The sequence below is a fragment of the Clostridium liquoris genome, from assembly GCF_002995785.1.
Taxonomy (GTDB): Bacteria; Bacillota; Clostridia; order Clostridiales; family Clostridiaceae; genus Clostridium_AO; species Clostridium_AO liquoris.
In genome coordinates this window covers 96,089-120,639 of the sequence record NZ_PVXO01000032.1, presented here as the reverse complement: position 1 = coordinate 120,639, position 24,551 = coordinate 96,089, and the positions used below count along the sequence as shown (strand labels likewise).

Here is a 24,551-nt window from a genome sequence, read left to right as displayed (position 1 = left end):
TTTCATTTTTATATTCCTCCTATTTAAAATTATTATTTATTTAAAATTATTTTTGTTCTCTGTTTACAATTATTATTATATAATAGTTATTATTATTTTGCAATAGTTTTTTGAAACTTTTTTATATTATTTTCAATAAAACTTTCCATGCACTTAAAGCTTATACAATAATCTAATACTATCCTAGCATGTTCATGATTTTACCTCCATATTCCACGCCACCGCAAATACCTTCATCACAATATAATATTTTATTATCCTTATTACGCTTTAATTGTATTTTAACTTTGCTGCTTAAATTTTCTTTAACTAAAGGAATCATTTTATTGTCCCTAGGTCCATTACATATAGCAAACTTATCTTTAGGGCTTTCTATATCTATTACCAATGTATTTACCAAGTTACTAACTTTTATATGTATATCCTGTTCTTTTTTAACTATATTTAATTTGCTTCTATTTATAGTGGTAAACTCATAAAATTTATTATTTAAAGTTAATCCTATTAAAAATCCTCTAAATCCTCCCATTAAAAATGGTACTTCACCTATAGAACATGTAACTGATACAGTTCTATTTTTAAAATTGTTACACTGTACCCATATCCATGAATATGGAAAAGCCCATGCTGCCTGGATTTAATATTGTATTTGGCCATTTAACAATATTATTAAATTTAACTTTTCCCTTTACAGATATGACTGAATCATTAATATCTACTTTTATTCCCTTTAAAGAAAAAATATTATCTTTAACATTTATAGCAAATTTACCTTCATGCCATATAAAGTCTTCAACTTTATATTTTTTATATAAGTATAAAGCTTCATTACCATGTAATATTTGAATAAAACTATGAGAATATTCTTTTCTGCTGCCTAAAAACACTCCAGGAATTAGTGCATAAGAATTCTTGCCTTCTTTATCTACTAACTTAAAATACCATCCTTCAAAAAAATTTTTTTCCTTATTCCCTCCATGAAATAAATCTGGATTTAATATCTTATTTAGCATATACTCTCACTCCTATAACCACAATTTCCATATGTTTATATATTTAACATATTGTAAGTTTTTTAAGCATTCACTATGAGATAATTTTGATAATAATTTAAGGCAGGAAATATTCCTGCCTTTTCACTAAACAAATAAGGGTATAAAATCATCATCATAAATTTCTAACATATTGTAATCATATTTTTTATTTCAGACTTTCATATACCAGATTTATATTTTCCTTCATACTTTCTATATAATTTTTATTATTCTCTTTACTCTCTATTGTATATATAGTTTTAACTTTAGCATTTACCTCTTTAGCCAAAGTTTCTGATACTTTGGGGCTTACCATTTCCTCTACAAAAATTGTTCTTACATTATTAGCTTTGCAATAATTAATTAAATCTTTCATCTTTTTAGGGCTAGGTTCTCCTTCTCCGAAAACACCTTCCACACTATTTTGTTTCAACCCAAAATCCCTACAAAAATATGCAAAGGCCGCATGCCCTGTTACAAAATTTTTGTTCTTCAACTGAGCAAACTTTCCTTTATAATCTTTAAGTAAAGTTTCTAATTTATTTTTAAAATCATTATAATTTTTTTCATAGAATTCTTTATTAGCAGGATCAGCCTTGACAAATGCTTCTTTTATATTTTCTGCTTCAACAATAGCCGTACTTAATCCAAGCCAAGTATGAGGATCATAGCCTCCTTCTCCTGACTCACCATTATTTTCTTCATTAGCGCTTATAGGCTTGCATCCTTTAGAAGCCTCTACTGTGAGGAGTTCCTTATTATCTAAACTACTTAATGTTTTATCAACCCAACCCTCCATGCCAAAACCATTATATATAAAAACCTTAGCATTATTCAAGCCTACTAAGTCCTTACCCTTTGGTTCAAAATCATGTGGTTCTGTACCATCTGGTATTATTACTTTAACATCAACCTTATCCCCTCCTATATATTCAGCAAATTCTCTTAAAGGATTAAAACTTACCACTACATTTAATTTTGAATTATTATCTTTCTCATTCATAACATTTTTATTATTATTACTACATCCTGAAAAGCATAATGAAACCATTAAAAATACGCAAATTATTATATACTTCTTGTTCATGTAACCACATCCTATTATTTTTAATGCAAATTATTTGCATCTTTTAATATAATATTATTAATTATTTCCAGTGTCAAGTATATATTAGAATACTGTTGCAAATAATTTGCAAGTGTGTGTATAATATTTATGTTAGTGTTATTAATTGGAGGTTTATAAAGGATGATTGAAATAAAAAATTTAAGTTTTTCATACACAGGGGATATGCCTTACATTATAAATGATATTAATTTAAATATCAGCAAAGGTACTTATACTTCAATCATTGGGAAAAATGGAAGTTGTAAAAGTACTCTAGTTAAACTAATATTAAAACTATTAAAGCCCTGCAAAGGTTCTATAAATATAGGAACAAATAAAATAGGTTATGTTCCTCAGAGAATAGATACTTTTAATTCTCAATTTCCTATAACTGTGAATGAGATTCTTAAATGTCATATGCACATATTAAAAATTAAGAATAAAGATATTATTGATAAAAGTTTAGACTCCATAGGAATGTTAGACTTTAAAAATCATCTTATAGGAAATCTTTCTGGAGGTCAACAACAAAAAATTTTTATAGCTAGGGCACTGATGGGAGAACCCGAATTGTTAATTCTAGATGAGCCTTCTACAGGGGTAGATATAAAAAGTCAGAATGAAATATATTCCTTTATAAAAGAGTTAAATATAAATAAACAAATTACAGTTATATCCGTAGAGCATAATATGGAAGCAGCTCTGAAAAATTCTTCTCATATTATTAAAATGCAAGATGCTAAAGCGTTATTGTATGATGTATCTGATTATAGAAAGATAATAAATACAAATGCTTTATCAGAAAAAGGCCTACATCCAAAAAATTGTAAGCAGTCATAATTAACTATATAGATTTTAAGGAGGAAAAAATGTTTGAATATACCTTTATTCAGAATGCTCTTATAGCTGCAATATTTATTTCCATATTATGTCCTTCTGTAGGTACCTTCTTAGTACTAAAAAGGTATTCTATGATGGGCGATACCCTATCCCATGCTTCTTTTGCCGGAGTTGCTTTAGGGCTTGTTATAAATCGAAATCCAATTATATGCGCATTTATTTTTACATCTGTCTGCGCACTACTCATTGAATATTTGAGAAATTATTATAAAAAATTTTCTGAAATTATTCTTGTAATAGTTATGACTTTAAGTGTAGGCATAGCTATAACTTTAATAAGCACAGGTAAAACTAAAGCAAATGTTAATTCCTATTTATTTGGAAGTATACTTACGGTTTCAAAAGTGGATTTATATACAATGTTGGCATTAAGTATAATATCAGTAATTTTAATCTGCATACTTTTTAATAAGCTGCTATATATTACCTTTGATGAAAGTGGTGCTGAAGTTGCAGGTATAAATGTTAATTCCGTAAATTATATTTTTGCATTACTAGTAGGAGCAACTATTTCCCTGTCAATTAGGATAATGGGAATATTAGTAATATCATCTATGATAGCAATGCCCGTAGCTACGGCACTCCAATTAAATAAGGGCTTTAAATCCACATTTTTTTCCTCCATTGTATTTGGTTTTATAGATATTATTGTAGGATTGTTAATTTCCTTCTATATAGATTGTGCACCTGGAGGAACCATAGCAATTACTTCTGTTTTAGTTCTTTTATCTTTACTGATATTTAAAAAAATAAAATATGCATAATAATTCTCATTTAAAATAAATTGACTATTAATAATACTTATTATATAATATGATTAATTCAATAAAAGGGATGGTGTATATGAATAACATTGCTGCTACATTTAAAGAGAAAAAATTAAAATTAACGCCTCAACGTATTGCAGTATATGAATATCTTAAATCCACAAAAGAGCACCCTTCTGCTGAAGTAATTTATAAAGCACTACAGGTAAACTATCCTACAATGAGTTTAGCCACAGTTTATAAAGCTTTAAAAACATTGGTTGAAGTGAATTTAGTTCAAGAAATCAATGTAGGAGAAGGTAATTTCAGGTATGATGGAAATGTATGCCCACATTCTCATATTCAATGTCTCCAATGTGGAAGAGTAGATGACATAGAAGATGTGTGTTTTCAAGATCTAAATGAGAAGATAGCTCCACACACTGACTATGATGTTCTAACAAATCAAGTATATTTTTATGGTATATGCAAGGACTGCAAAAACTGCGAGCATAATTGATAATAAAAATAACAGCAGACTTTTATTAAGCCTGCTGTATTTTTTATTCATACTTAAAAACTTCATCTACTAGGGTATTCCATTCATCTCCTTTATATTGCCCCGAGAGTATCTTTTCTATTCTAGAGGATATTCCTGCATAAAACTTTTCTGGAAGGTTATATAGAAATATAATCCCATTTTCATTACTATTGCTTAAATGCTTGGCTATTGAACTTGCCATTCCCTTTGCTTCTTCATTTACTTTTGAATTTCCTGTTATAAATCCTTTTTCTAGAAGTTTTTTTTGTGTTGTATCACTAAAAGCGAATTTTATAAAATCATTTGCTTCTTCTTCATTTTCCCCATTAATAGGTTTACACAATAAGGCATTTACAATTACCGGAACATTGTCCTTAAAAGATGCTATGGAACTATAGTCCTCTATTAGTCCTACATTATTTTGATTAAATTCCTTATAATAATAGGAGATACTTATTATCATAGGTATATCCCCATTTACAAACTTTTTTATTGCATTTTCATTGCCTATTTCAAAGGTATTTTTGTTTACTACTCCATTTTTATATAATGTTTGTATACTATCAAACATACTTTGAAATTCTTTCTTTTCTTTATAAGCTTCTTTAGAGCTGTTGTATATGTTATCCACATTGTATACATTTTTTTCATTACCAATCATCAATGAAGCTAAAGCATTATTTATGTCTATATCATCTGTCAAAATTACTGGTACTTTTATTGATTCTTTATTTAATTTTATTAATATATCCTCTCCTTCTTTAATATTTATTGGTTCCTTAACATTCAGTTTCTTTAATGCTTCTTTATTATATAATACTTCTATTGTGTATGGTATTACTCCAATTCCATAGTACTTATCAGAATATCTGCCATAGGAATTCATCACATTGCAATACTTTTCATTTATTTTATTTTTTTCATAATAAGCAGATACATCTGCCAATAGACCTTTACTTTGCAGTTCTATCATTTTATTCCTAGAAACAAATATTATATCCCCTACCTTTTCCTTGGAAATATCCTTTAATGTGTCTGTTCCCATAGCATTACTAACAATTATGGTGGCTTTAGGATTTTCCTTCTTATATTCATCGGTAATAAATTTTATTATATTTAATGAATGTTTGTCTTTTATATCTACATAAATATTTAATTTCTTTTCCTTATTACTCTTCTCCGTTTTGCTTCCACAACCTATTAAGCTAAAGGTTAATGACAACATAAGTATGAAAGTAATATATATTTTGGACTTTGTCTTAAACATACTTGCTCACCTCTTAATAAAATAGTATTCATTTTATTTTGCGCAAATTGAGCTAAATATATAATTAATTTTAAAATTTAAAAAGGGACCGTTTCACGGTCCCAAGGGGGATGGGGGGTTCTAGCACATTAAATAAAGTTGCATAACTCCATTTAGTGCTATGGAGATCTAATCTCCAATTACATTTATTATATTATCCAGTTCCTAATATTTTATTCATCAATTTAAATTTTATTTATATATATTTAGTAACTTTTTAATCTCTTCATTTATATCTGCTCTTAATGAAAGCGGTTCGATTACTTCTGCTTCTCCACCAAAGCCTAATATCCATGTTTTTATATCCCCTAATTCATCTATATAAAATTTTAAAATCATACTTCCATCATCTAAATCTTCTATCTCCTGTGTGCTGCTCCATTTAACCTTTCTAATTAATTCAGCAACATTTTTGCTAAATTTAACTTTTACTAACTGCTTTTCTCCATTAAATACTCCCCAAGAGTTAGTTAAAAAATCATTAAGTGAAAATGTTTTTGGCTTCATATATATATCATTTGTTATATCAATATTTCTTATTCTAGATAACCTATAGACTTTTACTTTATCTTCATCATGAGAGTAACCTACTATATACCAGTCTCCATCTTTGAAAATAAGATTATATGGATCAACATTTTCCTCATATAAAGTGTTTTTATTTATGGTAAAGTATTCAATATCAAGAGTTCTTCCTCTTTCCATAGAATAATTTATCTTATCAATTTTTTCATCTAGTCTTAATGTATCTCCTAAATTATAAAGTTTAATACTACTACCCTCCAACTTTTCTTCTAATTCCTTATCATCCTTTAGGCATATACTTTTAATTTTTGCTACTGCATTTCTCAAGTCCCTTTTAAGAGGAAAATTACTATCTTCTATAGACTGTTCTATAGCAATAATAGATTGTAATTCTTGAAAATTTAGTTTAGGAGGTTTCATGTAAAAAGTCTCATCTATATAAAACCCCCCATATCTTCCTTTTATAGTATGTATAGGTACATTTGCTAGATTTAAATTATTTATATATCTATATATAGTTTTCTTATCTACTTTTAAAACCTGGGCTAATTCAGACGCTGTTGTTAATTTTTTATATTGCAATGTAATTAATACTTCTATTAAATGTGCTATCTTAGACATATTATATACCTCCTAAGCATTTATCTTTACTTTTATCGTATTTTTCTCAATTAATTTTAGTGGAATTTCATATAAATTTAAAAATAGTATTATAATTTTGTATTTATATGTTTTAGTAATAAATATTAAATAAATTAAATATAAATATTTTAAAGCACATATAAAAGGAGGTTTTATATATATGTTTAATTCTTCTGACAAAGATAAGGATAAAAGCATAAATAAAATAGAAACATTAATTGGAGATGGCTGTACTGTTATCGGCTCTTTAAAGGGTGAGGACCTTTTAAAAATTGATGGATATTTCGAAGGTAATATTATATGGCAAGACGATATTATAATTGGGGCCACAGGCTATTGCAAAGGTGATATTTCTTGTAAAAGTGCCTATATTAGTGGAAAAGTTGAAGGAAATATATGTTGCGAAGGGATTTTAGCTGTTGAAAGTTATGGAAAAGTGTTTGGGGACGTAAATGTTAAAAATATAATTATAAGAGATGGCGGAATTTTTCAAGGTAAATGTACTGTATTAACCCCTGAAGAAATAACCACTATAGAATGATATTATGCTAAAATAATAGAAAGACTCATGTCTTTCTATTTTTATTAAATTTATTTGTTTATTATTCTACTTATAGAATAAAGTTGTATTAATCTATCTATAAGATCTCCTCTCTCAGCATTTACCATAGGTTTAATAGCATTTAATATCTGTAATGTTTTGTCTGCATTATCACTACTAGTATTAGCATTGGTATTGGTATTATCATCTTCAATATTTGCTTCAGCATTAGCATTATTTAAATTTAGGCTTGATAATAAGGATGATATTTGTTCTTCATCTATATTATTCAACATTTCCATTATATTATTACTTCCATTGTTACCACTATTATTATTTTCAGTATTGTTATTATTATTATTAGCATTATTTCTTTCTATGTTTTCTTTTTTCCTATGTCTTTTATGCTTACCCATTATATCCCTCCTATTAGAATAATGCGGATATTTATAGTAAGGAGGGCAAATATGCCCTCCAGCCACTTTCTAGCAGTTATTGCAGCATAAGTTAAAATTTCCGCAGCAAGCTAAGAAGAATAATGCTATAATAAACAATATACCATTGTCTATCATACATTCTTCATGCTCGTGTCTTTCACGTTTGCAGTTGAACTGTAGAACTATTAATATTAATATCAATAGACCATTACCTGAGTTTCCATTGTTACAATTATTTCTTCTTGACATGTTAAACCCCCCTTTCCTATGGGCATTGGTTTTATTTGTGTTTTATTCTTCCTCTAATGTTACAAAGTTGCCTGTATCTAAACTAATTGAGCTGTCATCACAGCCTCTTTTGTTTTCCTTACATGAGCAGAATATTAGTACTGCAATTGCTATGATAAATATGAAATTGTTATCAAGGAATCCACATCCACAGCTATTTCCAAAATCAAATCCGTTTCCAAATCCACAGCCGCAGCCGCAACTTTCTCTACAACGTGATTTTTTACGGTGTCTGCGTTTCTCGCAGCAACAGCTTTCATTTCCAAATCCACCACCACAACCACAGCCTAAGAAAATTAAGATTAGGATAACCCATATAATTAGATTATTGAATGGAGCTCTTTCATGTTTTGATGATGTATCGTTATCTCCAGCTAGTAGTCCATTTAATAGGCTGTTGAAATCCACCTTACTTCCTCCTTTCAGAAGATTCTTTTTGCTTCTTTTGTGTTTCTAATATATACTATTCTCCTTTTTTTATTTTGACACATAAAAAGAGATAAAAATAAAGTTTCTAAGAACTTTATTTTTATCTCTTAATCCTTCAAAATCATTAGCTTTCTTATATATTAGAACCTAATTATCCCAAGCTTTTCAAATAATAATACAAAAGTAGATATAGAATTAAATAATCCATGATTAAATACTGCATACCAATAGCCTTTTTTATTAATTAAAAAACAATTAAATAATCCTACCCACATTATAGCAGAAAATGATTTTATATTAAAATGTATTGCAGCAAAAATAAAACTACTTATAATAGCAGAAAAATATATGCCTATTCTATTTTTAAATAATTTTTCGAAAAGTAACCATCTAAAAATAAACTCTTCTACTACGGGAGCAAATATGACTGTTACTGGTATCATATAAATAAATCTGTTTAAAGGCATTTTATCCATGAAAGAAACTATTTCTTGATCTTTTAATGTGATTTTATATTTAACAAAAAAGTTCAAAGCTATAGTAGCAATAATTATAGTCATTATATAAGAAAAAATTGAATAACTTAAAGCCTTCATGAATTTAAAATTCCTTATATTAAAATTATACATATCATAATCTCTATATAATTGTACATCATATCTTATATACTTAATACAAATTAATACTAAAATAAATGGTAATAAATTTTGAGTAAATATGCTTAAAATTAAATATAAAATACTTATTATTAGTAGTAGTATTTTATTTTTATCTTTATTAATCCATAACTTCCAAAATACTAATAACGGCGGAAGGTATATTAATGAAAATATTATTATATTTTTTATTAAATTAATCTTTATCAAAGCTTCACCACCCCATAAAATACATAATACAATTATATTATGTATATATAAAATATATGGCATGTAATACCTATTATTATTTAGTATTACATGCCTTTGAAATCCATATTTAAATCCCTGTTTTTCCCAGTGAATTAAATATATCCTCTAATAATTCTTCTTTACCACGTTTCTTTAAAGTAGAATAGAAGATTAATTCTTCTCCTTCATTCATGGATAGGGTTTCTTTTATAATTTTTTTACTCATCATCAATTCACTTCTATTTAACTTATCAACTTTAGTAGCCACTACAGTAGAATCATATCCATAGTGCCTTATCCAATTATACATAACAATATCATCTTCTGTTGGCTTGCGTCTGCAATCCACAAGTAAGATTATCTTTTTTAACTGAGGTCTATTTAAAAGATAACTTTCTATTGTTTTACTCCAACTTGACTTTTCTTGCTTTGAAACCTTCGCGTATCCATAGCCAGGTAAATCAACAAAATAAAAACTATTATTTATTAAGAAAAAATTAATTAATCTTGTCTTTCCTGGTGTACTGCTTACTTTAACTAGTTTTTTTCTATTGGTTAAGTTATTAATTAAAGAAGATTTTCCTACATTAGACCTTCCAACAAAGGCTATCTCTATTTTATCATCCTCTGGATACTGAGTAGGAGTTACAGCGGATTTTATAAATTCAGCTTGTTTTATCTCCATTTTTATCTCCTCGACTATTTATTTAAAGCATTATCTAATACTTCATCTATATTCTTAGCTAATATGAAGTTTATCTTATTTCTTATTGTCTTTGGTATTTTCAATAAATCTTTCTCATTATCCTTAGGAATAATTATAGTATCTATTCCTGCTCTGTAAGCCGCTAAAGTCTTTTCTTTTAAACCACCTATTGGAAGTACTCTGCCTGTTAAGGTTATTTCACCAGTCATGGCTACATTATGTTTTACTTTTTTACAGCTTAATGCAGATACCATGGCAGTAATCATGGTTACACCTGCAGAAGGTCCATCCTTTGGAACGGCTCCTTCCGGCACGTGAATATGTATATCTTTATTTTTATAGAATTCAACATCAATACCATACTTATCCGCATTAGCTCTAACATAACTATAGCCAGCTTTAGCTGATTCCTTCATTACGTCACCTAGTTGTCCTGTAAGCTCTAACTTTCCTGTTCCACACATAACAGTTACTTCTATTGGTAAAGTGTCACCGCCATAACCTGTCCAAGCCATTCCCATAACTACTCCAACTTGATCTACAGTATTGGCTTTATCATAAGTATATATAACTGACCCTAAGTATTTTTTCACGTTATTTACTGTTATGCTTATTTTTTCTTTATCCTTTTCAACCATTTCAGCAATAGCTTTTCTTATAATGGAAGCTATTTTTCTTTCTAGACTTCTAACACCAGATTCTCTTGTATAACTTTCTATTATTAAATATATGGCAGAATCAGAAATATCTATTTTCCCTTCTTCCAAATTATATTCCTTTAACTTTTTAGGTATTAAATGTTCCTTAGCAATATGGAATTTTTCTTCGGTAGTATATCCGGATACTTCTATAATTTCCATTCTATCCATTAGAGGTCTTGGGATAGTATCTAAAGTATTAGCTGTAGTTATAAACAATACATCTGAGAGATCAAAATCCAATTCTAAATAATGATCCCTAAAAGTGCTGTTTTGCTCACTATCCAAAACTTCTAATAGAGCATCTGCAGGATCTCCTCTAAAATCATTACTCATTTTATCTATTTCATCTAAAAGAAATACTGGGTTTCTTGATTTTGCCTGTTTTAATCCATATATTATTCTTCCAGGTATAGCTCCTACATAGGTTTTTCTATGGCCTCTTATTTCAGCTTCATCTCTTATTCCACCTAAAGACATCCTTGTAAAGTTTCTATTTAATGCATTGGCAATAGATTTAGCAATTGATGTTTTTCCTACTCCTGGTGGTCCTACAAGGCAGAGAATAGCTCCCTTTAATGAGCTGCTCATTTTTTTTACAGCAAGAAATTCAATTATTCTATCTTTCACATCTTCTAGTCCATAATGTTCTTTTTCTAATATTTCCCTTGCTCTCTTTATATCTAGATTTTCTTCTGTTTCTGCGTTCCATGGCAAATCTAGTACCAAATCTAAATAAGTTCTTATTATTCCACCCTCAGCTGAATATGAACCACTATTCTTCAATCTATCCAGTTCATATAAAGCTTTTTCTTTTGCTGGTTTAGGTAACTTAGCTTTATTTATTTTATTTTTGTATCTATTAATTTCTTTTTTGTCTTCGTCTTCTTCCCCTAGTTCTTCTTGTATGGCCTTTAATTGTTCCCTTAAATAGTATTCCTTTTGTACTTTATCAATTTTATTCTTAACCTTTATTCCTATTTTTCTTTCAACTTTTAAAACATCTATTTCATTATTTAGTACTATAAGGAGCTTCTCTAATCTTTCAGTGGCATCATATGCCTCCAAGAGCTCTTGTTTTTTTTCTTGTTTTAGAATTAAGTAAGAACTAACCACATCAGCAAATCTTCCTGGGCTTTCTATATCATCTAAAGATGCTATAGTTTCCGCAGGAATAGTTCCTGATAATTTTATGTATTCATCGAAAGCCTTTCTTACTGAACGTAATAAAGCTTCACATTTATTATTATCTACACATTCTATGTCCCTTAGTTCTTCAATTTCGACTTTAAAATAAGGCTCCTTTTGGATAAAATCTTTAATACTTGCTCTATTTTCCCCTTCAACTAAAACCCTTACAGTATCTCCAGGCAGTTTTAATATCTGTTTTATATTACAAATAGTTCCCATTTGGAATATGTCATCTTCTTCTGGTTCTTCTACTTTCGCTTCCTTTTGAGCAGCTAAGAAAACCTTTTGTCCATTTAACATAGACTCTTCTAATGCTAAAATGGATTTTTCTCTTCCTACGTCAAAATGCATAACCATGTAAGGAAATATGGTAATACCTCTTAGAGGAATTAGAGGAAGAACTTTTATGTTATTTTCCATGCTTTTCCCCTCACTTTATATTTAGATTAACTATGATTTAATTAGTATAAATTTAATATATATAATAAATAATTATAGTTAGACTAATATATTATAACCATAAAGAAAAGTTTTTTCAATTCCAAAATAGTAATAATTCAATAATTAATTCCATTAATTAAAAGCTAATAAATAGTATATCTCCTTTACTAATAAAGGAGATATACTCTACCTATTCACTGAACCCCCTGTATTTCCTAAGGGGTTAGCGGATAATATATCTTTAGTTATTTGAATAGAGGAATGTTTTGAAACATCTTTCCCATCTACTAAAGCTTCTTTTATAACTTCATTTATATTTTTTACAGGAATTATAGTAGCTTCTTTAATATTTAGGAAACTTTCCTGCCAATTTTCATAAGGTATTATTATTTTTTTAGCTCCAGCTTTAATAGCAGCCTGTATCTTACTATTTACTCCTCCAACAGGTTTAACTTCTCCATATAAGGATATTTCTCCAGTCATAGCTATTTCATTATGTACAGGAATCTCATTTAAAGCACTATATACTGCTGTAGCTATACTTATTCCTGCAGAAGGCCCATCTACAGGAACACCTCCTGGAAAATTCACATGAATATCATATTGACTGAAATTTAATTTGAATACATTTTGTAATGCTGTTATTACGTTTTCTACAGAACACTTAGCTGTGCTTTTTCTTCTAATTTTTCTGTCATAAGAACTAATCTGTTCTTCCTCCACAATTCCAGTTACATTTATTTCCCCCTTATATAAATCACTTTTTCTTGCAGTAACTTCTATTTCCATTACCGTACCCATATTAGCTCCATAAACAGCCAATCCATTTACATATCCAATTCTAGGTTCACTATGAATTTTTATTTCCGGTCTAGGTGAATAATGACCATTTTCAATTATCCATTCTACGTCAGATACAGTTATTTCATCTCTATCATCATTTAATGCAATACCTGACGCTAATTGTACTAAATTAACTGCATCTCTTCCATTGTTAGCATACCTACCTATTGTAGAACGGGCTTTATCTTCTAACTTAAAGCCAACTTTTTCTGAAGCATTTACAGCTATAGTCTCTATTTCATCTGGCAAAAGAGCTCTAAAAAATATTTCTACACATCTAGAACGTATAGCTGGAGTAATTTCTTCTGGGTTTCTAGTAGTGGCCCCTACTAATCTAAAATCTGCTGGTAATCCATTTTCAAATATATCTTTTATGTAAATAGGCATATTTGGATCTGAAGAATTATAATATGCACTATCTAAAAATACTTTTCTATCCTCCAATACTTTCAATAGTTTATTCATTTCTATAGGATGTAGCTCTCCTATTTCATCAATAAATAAAATACCACCATGGGCTTTAGTTACAGCTCCAGGCTTAGGTTGAGGTATACCAGCTATACCAAGAGGCCCAGCACCTTGATAAATTGGATCATGCACAGAACCTATTAATGGATCAGCTATACCTCTATCATCAAATCTTATAGTTGTAGCATCAATTTCTATGAATTTAGCATCTTTTTTAAAAGGTGAATGTTTCTTATTTTTAGCATCTTCAAGCACTAATCTGGCTGCAGCAGTCTTACCTATGCCTGGAGGTCCATAGATTATTACATGTTGAGGATTAGGACCGCACAAAGCTGCTTGTAAAGCTTTTATACCCTTTTCTTGACCTATTATTTGCTCAAAAGTAGTTGGTCTGCTTTTTTCCGTTAATGGCTCAGAAAGTTTTATATTCCTTAGTTTTTTTAGATTATCCATTTCTTTTCTACTTTCTCTGTCAATTACTACTTTATTAGTTTGTTGTCCTTTCAGTGCATTAAAAAAATATAACCCCATAATTATAGTAAAAACAAATTGTACTAATATCAGCATGTTAGTCATATATCTTACCCTCCCATTATAATCATTCAGTTTATTTTTTATTATGCACATTTTCTCTTTCCTATATTCCCTAATATAAAAAAGAATAGGAATAAATTATTCCCATTCTTTTAATAAAATTATATTCAATTTAATTCACTATGCTGTTTCAGGTCCCTTTTTCGTTCTTGACTTTTTTACCTTCAAAGGAGCCCTTTTACCATCTTCTAGTTTCACTGTTTCTGGTATTTTATTAGCTACAGTATCTTTGTTTATTACAACCTTTGTAATGCTCTCCTCTGATGGTATTTCAAACATTATATTTTCCATAATATCTTCAAGTATTGCCCTAAGTCCTCTTGCCCCAGTATTCCTTTTTATAGCTTCTTCTGCAATGGCTTCCAAAGCTTCTTTATCAAATTCAAGTTCTACATTATCCATTTCAAATAGCTTTTTATACTGTTTTACAAGAGCGTTTTTAGGCATACTTAGTATATTCACTAATGCTTCTTTGTCTAATGCAGAAAGAGTTACTATTATAGGAAGTCTTCCAATAAACTCTGGTATTAACCCAAACTTCAAAAGATCTTCTGGCATTATTTCCTTTAATAGCTTTCCTACATCATGTTCCTTTTTAGATTTTATCTCTGCTCCAAAACCTAAAGAGCTATTTATTGTTCTTCTCTCTATAATCTTATCTACTCCATCAAAAGCTCCACCACAAATAAATAATATATTAGTAGTATTTATCTGTATAAATTCTTGATGTGGATGTTTTCTTCCACCTTGTGGCGGTACAGACGCAATAGTGCCTTCAAGTATTTTAAGAAGAGCCTGTTGAACGCCTTCACCTGATACATCCCTAGTTATAGAAGGATTTTCTGATTTTCTAGCTATCTTATCTATTTCATCTATATAAATAATACCTTTTTCTGCTTTTTCTATATCATAATCCGCATTTTGTATAAGTTTTAAAAGTATATTTTCAACATCTTCTCCTACATATCCTGCCTCTGTTAATGTAGTTGCATCAGCAATAGCAAATGGAACATTTAAGTATCTTGCTAAAGTTTGAGCAAGCAAAGTTTTTCCTGAACCAGTAGGCCCTAATAAAAGTATATTACTTTTTTGAAGTTCTACATCATCATTTACATTATTTGAGTTTACTCTCTTATAGTGATTATATACAGCTACTGCTAGGGCTTTCTTAGCTTCATCTTGACCTATTACATATTGATCAAGATAATTCTTAATATCTAATGGTCTTGGCAAAGAGCCCATTTCTACATGGACATCTTCTTCGAATTCGTCACTTATTATTTCAGAACAAAGCTCTATGCATTCATCGCAAATATATACTCCTGGTCCTGCTATAAGCCTTCTTACTTGATCCTGAGTTTTACCACAAAAGGAACACTTTAGTTGTTTTTTATCATCAATTTTAGCCATACCTACACCTCACAATAAAGGTTATTTTTTCTTAACCATTACTTCATCAATTAATCCATATTCTTTTGCTTGTTCAGCTCCCATAAAGTTATCTCTTTCAGTGTCTTTTTCAATTACCTCTAACGGCTGACCTGTTCTTTCACTAAAAATAGTATTTAACTTTTTCTTAATATTTAAAATTCTTTCTGCATGTATACCAATATCCGTAGCCTGACCTTGGAATCCTCCTAGTGGCTGATGTATCATAATTTCACTATTAGGAAGAGCATATCTTTTCCCTTTTGCACCTGCTGTCAATAAAAAGGCTCCCATGGAAGCTGCCATTCCAATACATATAGTAGAAACATCTGGTTTGATGTACTGCATTGTATCATATATAGCCATACCTGATGTTATAGAGCCACCTGGACTGTTAATATATAAGTATATATCCTTGTCAGGATCTTCTGCTTCAAGAAATAATAATTGTGCTACTACTAAACTAGCTGTTGTATCATTAACCTCTTCGCATAACATTATTATTCTATCCTTTAAAAGTCTTGAATAAATATCGTAAGATCTTTCCCCTCTATTAGTTTGTTCAACAACAACTGGAACTAAACTCATAAAACTTCTCCTCCTTTTTCATTCATAACTTTAGTATAGGCTATATAAAGATATATTACCTAATACTATAGCTTCTAATTCATATTTTAATAATATTAAATAAATTAAATAAATTAAATATCATTAAAATTAATTGCCAGAAACTCTCCTGGCAATTAATTTTAATTTATATTATGCTATAACTTTACTGCTGTCAACTAATAATTTTATTACTTTTTCATTTATAACATCTATTTTTAATAATGATCTTTGAGCATCCATTATTAACTTAGTTGTTTTTTCTATTTCTTTATCTCCATATTGTTTTGCCATTTCCTTAGCTCTTTCCATAAGCTCTTCTTCTGTTGCATCTATATTTTCAGCTTTAGCAATTTCATTAAGCACTAATTCTGTCTTTACTCTTTTAGCAGCTGTATCTTTCATATATTCTCTAACTTTTTCTTCACTGCTATTAGTGTATTGATAATAAGTGTTAAGATCCAGTCCTTGATATCTAAGTCTCATCTCTAAATCTTTTAACATATTATCTGTTTCTTTTCTAATCATAACTTCTGGTATATCAACTTTTGCATTTTCACAAGCTGCATCTATAGCTGCTTCTTCAAATTCTCTTTTTATTTTTAATTCATTTTCTTCTTCCATCTTCTTTTTCATGTCTGCTTTTAATTCAACTAAAGTATCAAATTCTGATACTTCTTTTGCAAACTCATCATCCATAGCTGGTAATTCTTTAACTTTTATTTCGTTAACTTTTACCTTAAAAGTTGCAACTTTTCCATTTAAATCTTCTCTGCCATATTCTTCAGGGAATTTTACATTTACATCTTTTTCTTCATCCTTTTTAAGTCCTACTAACTGATCTTCGAAATTATCTATAAATGTACCTGAACCTATTTCAAGTGAATAATCATGACCTTCTCCACCTTCAAAAGCTACTTCATCTACAAAGCCTTTAAAATCGATAACAGCTACATTTCCATTTTCTATTACAGCATTTTCATCCTTAGTTTCTATTCTAGCATTCTTTTCCTGCATATCTTTTAATTTCTGATCTATTTCTTCATCTTTTACTTCGTATGTATTCTTCTTAACTTCTAATCCTTTATATTCTCCTAATTCTACTTCTGGTACTACTGTTACTTTTGCTGTATATATAAAATCCTTACCTTCTCCAATTTCAACTATATCTATTTCTGGATAATCTACAGGTTTTATATTATGTTCCTTTAATGCTTCTGGATATGTATCATCACAACAGATATTTATAGCATCTTCATAGAAAACGCCCTCTCCATACTGTCTTTTTATAATACTCATTGGTGCTTTACCTTTTCTAAATCCAGGTACATTAAATTTCTTAGCATTTTTTACATATGCCTTTTTCATAGCTTCACTAAATTTTTCTGCTTCAACAGTTATTTCTAACTTAACAACATTCTTTTCTATTTTTTCCATATTGGCTTTCATTATATTATTCCTCCTAGTCACCTGATGTGCTATATTAATCACAATATTATAACATATATTTTAAATTATTAATATATGCTTATAGACATATTTTCATATTTTATACTAAAATATAAATTTACCCTTAATAATTATATACAAATGCCATAGAATTTACAAATAAATTTTACTTAAATAAATATTTTTTTGAAAATTCCCTTTCTTTTATTCAGTTACCTCACCATTAGCCTTTAAAAATAAAGTTTTGCCATCTGCTAAAATTTTTAAACCTTTATCACTAAGTTTATCTATAGTCAATTCTTCGCCTGAAATACTTTGAATATTCATATGAGTATTATTAGGAATATTATATGTCCATATATATTTAGTAGTTTTATTTAACCAAGGTAATTGACTTACATAAGCTATATTATTTTCATCCACGAATTTAGGCATATCACACCAAATGTAGTCTGGTCTAGCCTGTATTTGTTCATCATGATTTATAATCACGCTGCCATCTGTTGAAACGTATTTAGTATTAGTTATATCTAAAATTTTTCCATTTATATCTACAGATATAATTTTTTGAACCTTCTCATCATAAACTATAGCTTTTTTACCGGAAGGACTTATATCATATTTCACTTTACTATCTAATGGATAAATATATTTAAATTTTTTCACATTATTTTCTTCCTCATAGACTAATTTTATTTTTTCTCCATTACTTAATTTAATTTCATATCCATCTGTTTTCTTTGTTTCTTTAGATACCTTTTCGTTTTTATTACCTTCTGTAATAGCATTCTTTTCATTCTTTTTATTTTCAACCACTTTTTTCTTATCCTCAATATTTTCTTTTTTACTTGATACAAAACTCTTAACTTTCACTTTGCCTAGCAACCAAGCACCTGAGGTTAAGAGAATAACTGCAAATATCGATAAAATTATTATTCCTCTTCTTCTTCTCATCTTTTTCTCATAATCTTTACTAAAAATACTTGGCTTACCCACAATGATTCCTCCTATTTTACTTTTTATGTAACTATTCCTAAAACTGGTTAATGACTATAATGTGAACTTAATATCATATTAAATCATTATTTATTATAACTCAAATGTTAGCTAATTAGTAATAAATTTTTGTTAATATTGCATAATGTTATTAAACTTTCAAAGAAAAATACCTCAAAGTCTGCTTCTTTGAGGTATTAAAAGTTTATCTATATCTTTTACTTTATTAAGTTCATATTTCTACTACCTGGTTTTATATATGGAATTCTGCTCTTACATAATGGACATTCTTCCTTATCATAAGTATTGATTTGTAATTTTACCGCACTATATATAGGATAAGGTATTTCTATCCCTTCACTTTTTCTATCTACTATGCAGCATAGCCCAACTACTTCTCCACCTAATTCTTCAATAACCTTTGCTACTTCTAAGGAAGATTTTCCTGTAGTAATAACATCTTCTGATATTACTACCTTTTGCCCCTTTTTGATTTCAAAACCTCTTCTTAAAGTCATTTCTCCATCTTGTCTTTCTGCAAATATTCCAGGCTTACCTAACTGTCTGGCCAATTCATAGGACACAACTATTCCTCCCATAGCTGGACCAACAACAATATCAAAATCAATGTTTTTTAATTTTTCCGCTACAATTTTCAATACCTTTTCCGCCTTATCTGGATACTGTAAAAGCTTTGCACATTGGCAGTATCTATTGCTATGTCTTCCTGAAGACAGTAAAAAATGTCCTTCTAAAAGAGCATCACATTCCTTTAAAGTATCTATAACCATTTTATCTGTATTATCCATATTTTTATCTCCTTTTCTATTCCTTATTTCTTTATTCTTTACAATCTATCATCTAAATTATTCCTGTAATTTCTTCTAAATCTTTTATTCCTTCTTTTTTCATATAATCTTCTATTCCCTGTATTATTTCTATAGGTGCATATGGATTTATAAAATTACATGTTCCTACCTGTATAGCTCTTGCCCCTGCCATTATAAATTCTATAGCATCCTGCCAAGTACATATTCCACCAAGACCAACTACTGGCACATCTACAGCTTTACATACTTCATATACCATTCTTAAAGCTATAGGTTTTATTGCAGGTCCTGAAAGCCCTGCTGTAATATTATTAAATACAGGCTTTTTTTTATTTATGTCTATAGCCATACCTTTAAAAGTATTTACTAAGGATAGAGCATCTGCTCCTGCATTACAACATTTCTCAGCCATATCCACTATATCTTCAGCATTAGGAGATAACTTCACTATTAAAGGCTTCTTACATATGCTTTTTATCTCTTTTACAACTTCATAAGCTACCTGTGACTTTATTCCGAAAGCCATTCCTCCATGCTTTACATTAGGACAGGATATGTTTAACTCTATCATATCTACTTCTGTATTGTTTATTTTCTCTACTGCATTTAAGTAGCTATCTATATCTCCTCCACCTACATTGGCTATAATTACAGTATTAAGTTTTTTCATTTCTGGTAACTCATTTTTTATAAAATAATCCACTCCAGGATTTTGGAGGCCTACGCTATTTAACATCCCGCCCCTAGTTTCAAAAACCCTTATTCCGTCATTTCCTTCTTTAGGATTTATGGTTAATCCCTTAGAACTAATTCCTCCTAATTTTGAAACTGGATAAAACTCATTGTATTCTTGTCCAAATCCAAAAGTTCCTGAGGCAGCTATCACCGGATTTTTAAATTCTACTCCACAAATATTTACCTTCATATTATTCCTCCAACTCTTCTCCTAGAAATACTGGACCATCTTTACATGTTCTCTTATTACCATGCTTTGTTTTACATGTACACACAAGACAAGCCCCTACTCCACAAGCCATGTGTTTTTCCATAGAAACATAAACTGGAACATTAACTTTTTTGCACATATCCACAACTTTTTTCATCATAATCTCTGGTCCGCAGCATAAAACCACATCATACTTTTCAGGATTAATTATTTCCGTTACATATCCCTTATATCCATGCTCTCCAGATTCAGTGCTTATATAAGTGTTATCTACAAAATTTTTATATTCTTCAATACCATAAATTTCATCTCTAAATCCACAATAGAAATCTACCTGACAATTTTTTATTCTTTTTACTACTTCGTGCATTGGTGCTATACCTATGCCTCCTGATACCACAGCTATCTTACCCTTCAAATTATTTACCGGGAAATAATTTCCTAGTGGGCCTGTTAGTTTTATGCTATTTCCTTCTTTTAATCTGCTTAATATTTCTGTTCCCTCTCCTACTACTGCATATAAAAATTCTATACAATCTTTTTCAATGGAGTATATGCTTATAGGTCTGCTCAATAGGGGCTCTCTATCCCAAGCTCTTAGCATATAAAACTGACCAGGATTTCCTTCAAACTTGCCTTTTATGGATAATTTATATACATTTTCACAAACCTTTTTGTTATCCTTAACACATTCAATTCTATATTCCATTCTAACTCTCCATTCTATATGCCTTTTACAGCTCTCATTATATCTTCTTTCATTCTTATAGCTTCTTTTCTTGCACAATCTGCAAAATTCAGTTCATCTCCAACTTTTCTATAAGCTAGAAGAATACCCCTTGAAGAATTTACAACTCCTCCATTGCCATTCTTTAGATATAAAGCTACATCCTCTGCTTTTCCGCCTTGAGCTCCATATCCAGGTATTAAGAAGAACATAGTATTTAGTACTTTCCTCAACTGTATTGCCTCATTTACATGAGTACATCCTATCACTCCACCTATGGCACTATATCCACATCCACCAATAAATTCTTTACCCATATCATGTATTTTTTCACCAACTGCTTCATATACTTTCTTATTATCTTTTGTTTCTATGAATTCTATATCCTTAGCTCCCTGATTTGAAGTTCTTATTAGTGCAAATAATCCCTTATTCTTATTTTTTAAGTATGGAAGATAGGGTTCTATACTGTCTAATCCCATATAAGGATTTACTGTTATAAAATCTGTTTCAAAATCTCCTTCAAAGTGAGCTTTTGCATACATTTCTGCAGTTTTGGCAATATCTCCCCTTTTTATATCTGATATTATTATTCCTTTACTTTCTTTTATATAATCTAAAGTTCTCTTATAGGCTATAAGTCCTGATATTCCTAAAGCTTCATAATATGCAATCTGTACCTTATAACATGCAGCTATATCTAAAGTAGCATCTATTATCTCCTTATTAAACTGAAATAGCGCTTCCTCTTCTGATACAAACTTACTCATAAAATGTTTTGGTATATAATCTAAACTTGTATCTAAACCTACACACACATGTCCCTTATTTTCTACGCTTTCATATAGCTTATCTATTATCATATGTTAAATCTCCCTTGCATCATCATATACTATTTTTCCGCTCTTAATTGTTTTTTCTATTTTTCCATAAACCTTCATACCGTCAAAAGGAGTATTTTTCCCTTTAGACAAGAAGCTTTTACTATTAATTTCATATTCCCTTTCCAAATCTATAAGAATCAAATCCCCATCATAACCTACTTTTATTTGTCCCTTATTCATCTTTATTATTTCAGCAGGTCTTTTTGACATTATTTCTGAAAGCTTACTTAAATTAATTTCTCTACTTTTAACAAGCTTTGTATAGCATATTGAAAATGCTGTTTCTATTCCAGATATACCTGGTGCACCATTAGCTTTATCTTCTTCGGTATGAGGTGCATGATCTGTAGCTATAGCATCTACAAATCCTCCTTTTATAGCCCTTATTAAGAATTTAACATCCTCTTCTTTTCTCATAGGTGGATTAACTTTATACTTAGTGCTGTCTGTTAATGCTATATGATGTGGTGTTACTTCACAAGTTATATTGTATCCTTCTTTTTTAGCTTCTATTATATATTCCATAGATTCTTTTGTACTAACATGTGATATGTGAGTATCACATCCTGTATATTTTGCTAAGGTTATATTTCTCCATGTCATGGTATTTTCTGAAAGTCTCATATCTGTAGATGAAAGCTCATGATTTTCAGAATGACACATTACAACCATTCCTTTTTCCTTAGCTTTTACCATGGCATTTAACATGACCTTGCTATCCATTACATCTTTTCCATCCTCAGATATTGCCTTTACCGAGGAATCTAAATTATCTATATGTGATATGGTTTTACCATCAAAATTTTTTGTTATGGATACTACTTGATGCACATCTACAAGACCGATTTCACTAGCTTTTTTTAATACATAGTTTACTGTTTCCATACTGCTGCATACTGGATTGGTATTAGCCATAAGATTTACTGCAGTATATCCTCCCTTCACAGCAGCTTTACTTCCTGTTAATATATCCTCTTTATAAGTGAAACCTGGATCCCTAAAATGTACATGTAAATCTATAAAGGAAGGCATTAAAACCTTTCCATGTCCATCTATAGTCTTACAATTCTTCTCCAAGTTTCTTCCTATTTGGGCTATTACTCCATCTCTTATATAAACATCACCTAAAAAATCCCCAGACCAATCTACTACTCTAGAATTTTTTATTAATATTTCCATAGCCTAATCCTCCATAACCTTTACTATTTCATCACAATATCTACACCTATATTCTCCCTTTTCCCTATTTACAAGATAAAAAGTATGAGTAATATATTTTTCTACTGAGGTTATACATCTAGGATTATTACATTTTATTTTATTTTCTAATTTCTCTGGCAGATTGATGTTTTTGTTCATTATATCACCCCCAAAAGCTTAGAAATCAAAGCCATTCTTGCGTACATTCCATATTGGGCCTGTTTAAAGTAACAAGCTCTTTCGTCCTTATCTACTTCATAGTCTATTTCATTAACTCTTGGTAGTGGATGAAGCACTATCATATCTTTTGAAGCTCTATCCATCTTCCCTTTATCCAATATATAACTATCTTTAAGTCTTAAATAATCTTCTTCATTATTAAATCTTTCTTTTTGTATTCTAGTCATATACAAAATATCTAGTTTATTTATGACTTGTTCCAAATTCTCTACTTGAGTAAATTCAATATTGTTTTTCTCTAATATTTCACTTTTTATATATTGGGGAATTTGTAGTTCCTTTGGTGAGATAAGAATAAACTTATTATTTTCGTATCTTGATAAAGCTTTTATGAGTGAATGTACGGTTCTCCCGAATTTCAAATCACCACAAAAACCTATAGTAAGATTGGATAATTTTCCTTTTATTGAACGTATTGTTAATAAGTCTGCTAAAGTCTGGGTTGGATGTTGATGTCCTCCATCCCCAGCATTTATAATAGGAACACTAGCATAATCCGCAGCAACTATTGGTGCTCCTTCTTTAGGATGTCTCATAGCTATTATATCTGAATAACAGCTGACAACCCTTACTGTGTCTGCTAAAGTTTCCCCCTTTGATACTGAACTGGAATTAGGTTCTGAAAAACCTAGTACTTTTCCACCTAACCTTAGCATAGCTGATTCGAAGCTAAGTCTAGTTCTTGTACTTGGTTCATAAAATAGAGTAGCCAATATTTTGCCATCACAAAGATGTGCATAATCCTCTCTTTTTTTAGATATGTTTTCTGCTAAATTAAGTATTTCTTCCACTTCTTCCAATGTAAAATCCATTGGGTCAATTAAATTTCTTCCCTTTAACATACTATCTCCTCCTTTTTAGTATCTCTGTACTAAATTTAAAGGTATAAAAAATGCCTTCCTATAAAGGAAGGCATAGAT

26 protein-coding genes and 1 pseudogene are annotated in these 24,551 nt (G+C 29.5%); 4 read left to right on the top strand and 23 right to left on the bottom strand.

Annotated elements, in window-relative coordinates; translation table 11 throughout:
* Positions 1-178 precede the first annotated feature (178 nt).
* The 3 genes from CLLI_RS05930 to CLLI_RS05920 all read right to left on the bottom strand — a co-directional run bounded on the left by CLLI_RS05930 (position 179) and on the right by CLLI_RS05920 (position 2,121).
* Complete coding sequence (locus tag CLLI_RS05930; protein WP_242975540.1) at positions 179-604, bottom strand: tocopherol cyclase family protein; 426 nt, start codon at positions 602-604, stop codon at positions 179-181.
* Positions 588-1,013 carry a hypothetical protein gene (locus CLLI_RS05925; protein ID WP_106063291.1) on the bottom strand — a complete coding sequence of 142 codons (426 nt, stop codon included), beginning with the start codon at positions 1,011-1,013 and terminating at the stop codon, positions 588-590. The genes CLLI_RS05930 and CLLI_RS05925 overlap by 17 nt, the downstream gene beginning before the upstream one ends.
* 187 nt (positions 1,014-1,200) lie before the next feature.
* Positions 1,201-2,121, bottom strand: coding sequence for a metal ABC transporter substrate-binding protein (locus CLLI_RS05920; protein ID WP_106063290.1), 921 nt, complete (start codon positions 2,119-2,121; stop codon positions 1,201-1,203).
* Positions 2,122-2,283: 162 nt separating this feature from the next.
* On the opposite strand from CLLI_RS05920, the gene CLLI_RS05915 reads away from it, so the two are divergent.
* From CLLI_RS05915 to perR, 3 genes are all read left to right on the top strand, one after another.
* On the top strand, positions 2,284-2,982 hold the full coding sequence (locus CLLI_RS05915) for a metal ABC transporter ATP-binding protein (protein WP_106063289.1): 699 nt from the start codon (positions 2,284-2,286) through the stop codon (positions 2,980-2,982).
* A gap of 29 nt (positions 2,983-3,011) precedes the next feature.
* A complete protein-coding gene (locus CLLI_RS05910) occupies positions 3,012-3,806 on the top strand; it encodes a metal ABC transporter permease (protein WP_106063288.1) in 795 nt (264 codons plus the stop codon).
* Positions 3,807-3,885: 79 nt separating this feature from the next.
* Complete coding sequence (perR, locus tag CLLI_RS05905) at positions 3,886-4,308, top strand: transcriptional regulator PerR (protein ID WP_106063287.1); 423 nt, start codon at positions 3,886-3,888, stop codon at positions 4,306-4,308.
* Positions 4,309-4,351: 43 nt separating this feature from the next.
* Here the strand turns inward: perR and CLLI_RS05900 are convergent, their stop codons facing one another.
* A complete protein-coding gene (locus CLLI_RS05900; protein WP_242975538.1) occupies positions 4,352-5,596 on the bottom strand; it encodes an ABC transporter substrate-binding protein in 1,245 nt (414 codons plus the stop codon).
* A 231-nt stretch (positions 5,597-5,827) separates the two neighbouring features.
* A complete protein-coding gene (locus CLLI_RS05895) occupies positions 5,828-6,781 on the bottom strand; it encodes a helix-turn-helix transcriptional regulator (RefSeq protein ID WP_106063286.1) in 954 nt (317 codons plus the stop codon).
* 181 nt (positions 6,782-6,962) lie between these two features.
* Here CLLI_RS05895 and CLLI_RS05890 point away from each other — a divergent pair, with 181 nt between their 5' ends.
* The gene (locus CLLI_RS05890; protein WP_106063285.1) at positions 6,963-7,343 is read left to right on the top strand and encodes a bactofilin family protein; all 381 of its coding nucleotides are present in this window, start codon (positions 6,963-6,965) and stop codon (positions 7,341-7,343) included.
* Between the two features lie 50 nt (positions 7,344-7,393).
* On the opposite strand, the gene CLLI_RS05885 is transcribed toward CLLI_RS05890, so the two are convergent.
* The 18 genes and pseudogenes from CLLI_RS05885 to pyrB all read right to left on the bottom strand — a co-directional run bounded on the left by CLLI_RS05885 (position 7,394) and on the right by pyrB (position 24,473).
* Positions 7,394-7,759: a hypothetical protein gene (locus CLLI_RS05885; protein WP_242975537.1), complete on the bottom strand. Its 366-nt coding sequence runs from the start codon at positions 7,757-7,759 to the stop codon at positions 7,394-7,396.
* A gap of 69 nt (positions 7,760-7,828) precedes the next feature.
* A complete protein-coding gene (locus CLLI_RS05880) occupies positions 7,829-8,029 on the bottom strand; it encodes a hypothetical protein (protein ID WP_106063284.1) in 201 nt (66 codons plus the stop codon).
* 42 nt (positions 8,030-8,071) lie between these two features.
* On the bottom strand, positions 8,072-8,476 hold the full coding sequence (locus CLLI_RS05875; protein ID WP_106063283.1) for a hypothetical protein: 405 nt from the start codon (positions 8,474-8,476) through the stop codon (positions 8,072-8,074).
* Between the two features lie 161 nt (positions 8,477-8,637).
* Positions 8,638-9,363: a CPBP family intramembrane glutamic endopeptidase gene (locus CLLI_RS05870; RefSeq protein WP_242975536.1), complete on the bottom strand. Its 726-nt coding sequence runs from the start codon at positions 9,361-9,363 to the stop codon at positions 8,638-8,640.
* Positions 9,364-9,472: 109 nt separating this feature from the next.
* Complete coding sequence (gene yihA, locus CLLI_RS05865; RefSeq protein WP_106063281.1) at positions 9,473-10,069, bottom strand: ribosome biogenesis GTP-binding protein YihA/YsxC; 597 nt, start codon at positions 10,067-10,069, stop codon at positions 9,473-9,475.
* A gap of 14 nt (positions 10,070-10,083) precedes the next feature.
* The gene (gene lon / locus CLLI_RS05860; protein ID WP_106063280.1) at positions 10,084-12,399 is read right to left on the bottom strand and encodes an endopeptidase La; all 2,316 of its coding nucleotides are present in this window, start codon (positions 12,397-12,399) and stop codon (positions 10,084-10,086) included.
* A gap of 207 nt (positions 12,400-12,606) precedes the next feature.
* On the bottom strand, positions 12,607-14,307 hold the full coding sequence (gene lonB, locus CLLI_RS05855) for an ATP-dependent protease LonB (protein WP_106063279.1): 1,701 nt from the start codon (positions 14,305-14,307) through the stop codon (positions 12,607-12,609).
* Between the two features lie 138 nt (positions 14,308-14,445).
* On the bottom strand, positions 14,446-15,735 hold the full coding sequence (clpX, locus tag CLLI_RS05850) for an ATP-dependent Clp protease ATP-binding subunit ClpX (RefSeq protein WP_106063278.1): 1,290 nt from the start codon (positions 15,733-15,735) through the stop codon (positions 14,446-14,448).
* 21 nt (positions 15,736-15,756) lie between these two features.
* Positions 15,757-16,341 carry an ATP-dependent Clp endopeptidase proteolytic subunit ClpP gene (gene clpP / locus CLLI_RS05845; RefSeq protein ID WP_106063277.1) on the bottom strand — a complete coding sequence of 195 codons (585 nt, stop codon included), beginning with the start codon at positions 16,339-16,341 and terminating at the stop codon, positions 15,757-15,759.
* 171 nt (positions 16,342-16,512) lie between these two features.
* Positions 16,513-17,808: a trigger factor gene (gene tig / locus CLLI_RS05840; RefSeq protein ID WP_106063276.1), complete on the bottom strand. Its 1,296-nt coding sequence runs from the start codon at positions 17,806-17,808 to the stop codon at positions 16,513-16,515.
* A gap of 204 nt (positions 17,809-18,012) precedes the next feature.
* On the bottom strand, positions 18,013-18,804 hold the full coding sequence (locus tag CLLI_RS05835) for a hypothetical protein (protein WP_106063275.1): 792 nt from the start codon (positions 18,802-18,804) through the stop codon (positions 18,013-18,015).
* Positions 18,805-19,022: 218 nt separating this feature from the next.
* Positions 19,023-19,613: an orotate phosphoribosyltransferase gene (gene pyrE / locus CLLI_RS05830; RefSeq protein WP_106063274.1), complete on the bottom strand. Its 591-nt coding sequence runs from the start codon at positions 19,611-19,613 to the stop codon at positions 19,023-19,025.
* A 52-nt stretch (positions 19,614-19,665) separates the two neighbouring features.
* Positions 19,666-20,559 carry a dihydroorotate dehydrogenase gene (locus CLLI_RS05825; protein ID WP_106063273.1) on the bottom strand — a complete coding sequence of 298 codons (894 nt, stop codon included), beginning with the start codon at positions 20,557-20,559 and terminating at the stop codon, positions 19,666-19,668.
* Position 20,560: 1 nt separating this feature from the next.
* Positions 20,561-21,289, bottom strand: coding sequence for a dihydroorotate dehydrogenase electron transfer subunit (locus CLLI_RS05820; protein ID WP_106063272.1), 729 nt, complete (start codon positions 21,287-21,289; stop codon positions 20,561-20,563).
* Between the two features lie 14 nt (positions 21,290-21,303).
* A complete protein-coding gene (gene pyrF, locus CLLI_RS05815) occupies positions 21,304-22,170 on the bottom strand; it encodes an orotidine-5'-phosphate decarboxylase (protein ID WP_106063271.1) in 867 nt (288 codons plus the stop codon).
* Between the two features lie 3 nt (positions 22,171-22,173).
* Positions 22,174-23,370: a dihydroorotase gene (locus tag CLLI_RS05810; protein WP_106063270.1), complete on the bottom strand. Its 1,197-nt coding sequence runs from the start codon at positions 23,368-23,370 to the stop codon at positions 22,174-22,176.
* A 3-nt stretch (positions 23,371-23,373) separates the two neighbouring features.
* Positions 23,374-23,514: pseudogene (locus CLLI_RS05805) on the bottom strand (aspartate carbamoyltransferase regulatory subunit); the annotation flags it as partial.
* A 35-nt stretch (positions 23,515-23,549) separates the two neighbouring features.
* Positions 23,550-24,473, bottom strand: a complete 924-nt coding sequence (gene pyrB, locus CLLI_RS05800; protein ID WP_106063268.1) for an aspartate carbamoyltransferase — start codon at positions 24,471-24,473, stop codon at positions 23,550-23,552.
* Positions 24,474-24,551: the final 78 nt, after the last annotated feature.

Bases quoted from the DNA above. Each gene is read 5' to 3' on its own strand.
- CLLI_RS05925 (WP_106063291.1), bottom strand. From the start codon at position 1,013: ATGCTAAATAAGATATTAAATCCAGATTTATTTCATGGAGGGAATAAG.
- CLLI_RS05920 (WP_106063290.1), bottom strand. From the start codon at position 2,121: ATGAACAAGAAGTATATAATAATTTGCGTATTTTTAATGGTTTCATTA.
- CLLI_RS05915 (WP_106063289.1), top strand. From the start codon at position 2,284: ATGATTGAAATAAAAAATTTAAGTTTTTCATACACAGGGGATATGCCT.
- CLLI_RS05910 (WP_106063288.1), top strand. From the start codon at position 3,012: ATGTTTGAATATACCTTTATTCAGAATGCTCTTATAGCTGCAATATTT.
- perR (WP_106063287.1), top strand. From the start codon at position 3,886: ATGAATAACATTGCTGCTACATTTAAAGAGAAAAAATTAAAATTAACG.
- CLLI_RS05900 (WP_242975538.1), bottom strand. From the start codon at position 5,596: ATGTTTAAGACAAAGTCCAAAATATATATTACTTTCATACTTATGTTG.
- CLLI_RS05895 (WP_106063286.1), bottom strand. From the start codon at position 6,781: ATGTCTAAGATAGCACATTTAATAGAAGTATTAATTACATTGCAATAT.
- CLLI_RS05890 (WP_106063285.1), top strand. From the start codon at position 6,963: ATGTTTAATTCTTCTGACAAAGATAAGGATAAAAGCATAAATAAAATA.
- CLLI_RS05885 (WP_242975537.1), bottom strand. From the start codon at position 7,759: ATGGGTAAGCATAAAAGACATAGGAAAAAAGAAAACATAGAAAGAAAT.
- CLLI_RS05880 (WP_106063284.1), bottom strand. From the start codon at position 8,029: ATGTCAAGAAGAAATAATTGTAACAATGGAAACTCAGGTAATGGTCTA.
- yihA (WP_106063281.1), bottom strand. From the start codon at position 10,069: ATGGAGATAAAACAAGCTGAATTTATAAAATCCGCTGTAACTCCTACT.
- lon (WP_106063280.1), bottom strand. From the start codon at position 12,399: ATGGAAAATAACATAAAAGTTCTTCCTCTAATTCCTCTAAGAGGTATT.
- lonB (WP_106063279.1), bottom strand. From the start codon at position 14,307: ATGACTAACATGCTGATATTAGTACAATTTGTTTTTACTATAATTATG.
- clpX (WP_106063278.1), bottom strand. From the start codon at position 15,735: ATGGCTAAAATTGATGATAAAAAACAACTAAAGTGTTCCTTTTGTGGT.
- clpP (WP_106063277.1), bottom strand. From the start codon at position 16,341: ATGAGTTTAGTTCCAGTTGTTGTTGAACAAACTAATAGAGGGGAAAGA.
- tig (WP_106063276.1), bottom strand. From the start codon at position 17,808: ATGAAAGCCAATATGGAAAAAATAGAAAAGAATGTTGTTAAGTTAGAA.
- pyrE (WP_106063274.1), bottom strand. From the start codon at position 19,613: ATGGATAATACAGATAAAATGGTTATAGATACTTTAAAGGAATGTGAT.
- CLLI_RS05825 (WP_106063273.1), bottom strand. From the start codon at position 20,559: ATGAAGGTAAATATTTGTGGAGTAGAATTTAAAAATCCGGTGATAGCT.
- CLLI_RS05820 (WP_106063272.1), bottom strand. From the start codon at position 21,289: ATGGAATATAGAATTGAATGTGTTAAGGATAACAAAAAGGTTTGTGAA.
- pyrF (WP_106063271.1), bottom strand. From the start codon at position 22,170: ATGATAATAGATAAGCTATATGAAAGCGTAGAAAATAAGGGACATGTG.
- CLLI_RS05810 (WP_106063270.1), bottom strand. From the start codon at position 23,370: ATGGAAATATTAATAAAAAATTCTAGAGTAGTAGATTGGTCTGGGGAT.
- pyrB (WP_106063268.1), bottom strand. From the start codon at position 24,473: ATGTTAAAGGGAAGAAATTTAATTGACCCAATGGATTTTACATTGGAA.